This is a genomic window from Dactylosporangium siamense (assembly GCF_016862795.1).
In the GTDB taxonomy this organism is placed as follows: Bacteria; Actinomycetota; Actinomycetes; order Mycobacteriales; family Micromonosporaceae; genus Dactylosporangium; species Dactylosporangium siamense.
This window is the reverse complement of record NZ_BONQ01000247.1, coordinates 1-2,510: the sequence shown is the minus strand read 5'-3', so window position 1 is coordinate 2,510 and position 2,510 is coordinate 1. Positions and strand designations below refer to the sequence as shown.

Below are 2,510 nucleotides of genomic sequence, written 5' to 3'. Positions count from 1 at the left end.
CCTGGGTGGCGAGGAGTGAGTGTCCGCCGAGGTCGAAGAAGTTGTCGTGGATGCCGATGTTGTTGATGCCGAGGGTGTCGGTCCAGATGGTGGTGAGGGTGTGTTGGGTTGGTGTGGTGGGTGGGGTGGGTGTGGTGGTGAGTTCGGGTCGGTTGTGGTCGGGGTTGGGGAGTGCGGTGTAGTCGATTTTGCCGTTGGTGGTGTGTGGGATGGTGTCGAGGTGGATGTAGGTGGTGGGGATCATGTGGTCGGGGAGTTGGTCGGTGAGGTGGGCGCGGAGGTCGGTGACGGTGGGTGGGGTGTCGGTGGTGGGGTTGGTGACGAGGTAGGCGATGAGGCGTGGTCCGTCGTTGGTGATGACGGCGTGGTTGATGGTGGGGTGTGACTGTAGGGCGGTTTGGATTTCGGTGGGTTCGATGCGGTGGCCGCGGATTTTGATCTGGTTGTCGATGCGGCCGAGGTAGGTGAGGAGTCCGTCGGGGCGTTGGCGGGCGAGGTCGCCGGTGGCGTACATGCGGCTGCCGTCACTGGTGAACGGGTCGGCGATGAACCGGTCGGCGGTCAGGTCGGGTCGGTTGCGGTAGCCGCGGGCGAGGCTGGGTCCGGCGACGTGGAGGTGGCCGGGTGTGCCGGTGGGGACTGGTCGTAGGTTGTGGTCCAGGAGGTAGAGGCGGGTGTTGGGTAGGGCGGCGCCGATGGGGACGGTGCCGTCGGTGAGGTGTTCGGGGTGGAGCAGGGTGGCGGCGACGCCGATGGTGGTTTCGGTGGGTCCGTAGTGGTTGGCGACGGTACGGCCGCCGCCGCCGGCTGTGGTGTTGGTGGTGGTGGTGAGGAGGTGGTGGGCGAGGTCGAGGGGGGTGGCTTCGCCGCCGAGGATGAGCCCGCGGTTTGGTGTGATGTGTTCGGGGCCGAGGGCGGTCAGGTGGGACGGGACGATTTTGGTGTAGTTGATGGTGTCGGGGATGGTGGTGGTGGTGTGGGGGTCGTGGAAGTGGGCGGTGCCGCCGGTGGTGAGGGCGGTGTAGAGCAGGGTGTTGGCGAAGTCGGTGTTCGGTCGTTGCAGCAGGGCGTAGCTGGCGCCGGGGGTGCCGATGCCGATGGCGTCCGGGACGGTGGTGAGGTAGTTGACCAGGCCGCGGTGGGTGACCTGGACGGCTTTGGGTTGTCCGGTCGACCCGGACGTGAACAGCACGTAGGCGACCCGGTCCAGGGTGGCGGCCGACGCCGGAGTTGGTGGGTGGTGGAGGTGCTGGTCGATGTTGGGGTCGTCCAGTCTGATGGTGCGGAGGCGGCCGGTGGGGAGGTCGGCGAGGGTGTCGGTGGTGCCGAGGATGAGGGTGACGCCGCCTTCGGTGAGCATGTGGGCGGTGCGGCGGGTGGGTTGGGTCGGGTCCAGGGGGAGGTAGGCGCCGCCGGCGCGCCAGATGGCCAGCACGGCGGTGGTGAAGTCGGTGCCGTGTTCGGTGGCCACGCCGATGACGGACTCGGTGGTGACGCCGGCAGCGCGCAGATGGTGCGCGAGTTGGTTGGCCCGGGTCTGCAGCTGCCGGTAGGTGAGGGTGTGGCCGTGGCTGGTGACCGCGATGGTGTCGGTGGCGGTGTCGATGAGGGCCTCGACGCCGGTGACGGCCGGGACACCGCGGTGGGTGACAGCCGGTGATGTGGTGTGCAGCGGCAGTTGCGACAGTCGGATGTCGGTGTTGCCGGCGACGGCTGCCAGCACCTGTTGGAGGTGACCGATGAGCCGGTGGATGGTGGCGTCGTGGAAGAGCCGGGTCGCGTAGTGCACGGCGCCGCCGCCGGACTCCGACATGATCAGCCGCAGGTCGAACTTGGCCAGGGCTTCCCGGGTCTGTTCCGCGCCGGCTGGGTCGCCGTCGGTGAAGTAGTTGAACAGGACCTGGAACAGCGGGGTGCGGGAGCGGTCGCGGTCGGTGCCGAGTTCCTCGACGAGACGTTCGAACGGGACGTCCTGGTGGGTGTAGGCGGCCAGCGTGTGCGTGCGCACCCGGTGCAGCAGTTCGGTGAAGGTCGGATCGCCGGTCAGGTCCGTGCGCAGGACCAGGGTGTTGACGAAGTAGCCGATCAACGGTTCGGTCTCCGCCCGGTTCCGGTTCGCGATCGGGGTACCCACCACGATGTCGTCCTGACCGGTGTACCGGGCCAGCAGCACGTTGAACGCCGCGAACACCGTCATGAACATCGACACACCAGCGGCCCGCGACAACACCCGCAGGCCCTCGACCACGTCCGCCGGCACGACAAACGTCGACACGGCACCCGCCGAAGACCGCACCAGCGGCCTCGGCCGGTCAATCGGCAACGCCAGCACCGGCGCACCCTCGAGCCGCCCACGCCAATAGCCGAGCTGCCTGTCCAGCACGTCGCCGGTCAGCCACCGCCGCTGCCAAACAGCGAAGTCGGCATACTGCACACTCAGCGGCGGCAACTCACGGGCGTGATAGAGCGCATCAAGCTCACGATGCAGGACCGTCGAGGACCACTCGTCG

The 2,510-nt window shown here is 68.0% G+C and carries 1 protein-coding gene; it reads right to left on the bottom strand.

The window, feature by feature from the left end; all coding sequences use genetic code 11:
* A partial coding sequence (locus Dsi01nite_RS56735; protein ID WP_203854858.1) for a non-ribosomal peptide synthetase occupies positions 1–2,510 on the bottom strand: 2,510 nt, incomplete at both ends.